Origin of the sequence: Aeromicrobium phragmitis, assembly GCF_003674095.1 — a bacterium.
GTDB classification, from domain to species: Bacteria; Actinomycetota; Actinomycetes; order Propionibacteriales; family Nocardioidaceae; genus Aeromicrobium; species Aeromicrobium phragmitis.
Window position 1 is genome coordinate 1 of record NZ_RDBF01000142.1, and the last position, 390, is coordinate 390.

1 protein-coding gene is annotated in these 390 nt (G+C 71.8%); it reads right to left on the bottom strand.

The genetic code is table 11. From position 1 onward, the window contains the following. A partial coding sequence (locus D9V41_RS16670) for an aldehyde dehydrogenase family protein (protein ID WP_121795627.1) occupies positions 1 to 390 on the bottom strand: 390 nt, incomplete at both ends.

A 390-nucleotide genomic window follows, 5' to 3' on the forward strand; every position in this document is an offset into this window, starting at 1 on the left:
GACCATGACGTCGAAGTTGGTGTCGCCGCCGCTGGGCTTGAGCGGCGCGCAGTAGCCGTCGTTCTCGATCATGAGATCGCAGTAGTGCGCGATCATGTCGAGCACCTCGGTCGCCTCGCCGACGGCCTCGAGACGGGTCTTGCCCGTCTCCGCCGACACGACGGCCGAGAGGTAGGCGATCTCCTGGGCGATGTCCTCGCGCGCGGCGCGCAGCATCGCGACCCGCTCCGCGTAGGGCGTGCGGCGCCAGGGTCCGGCGGCGGTCTTCGCCGCCGCCACGGCGCGGGTCACGTCCTCGGTGGTGGCGACGTGTGCCGCACCGATGACGACGCCGGCGTGGCACGGGTCCTCACGGACGATGACGTCGCCGGTGTGGAGCTCCTCGCCGCC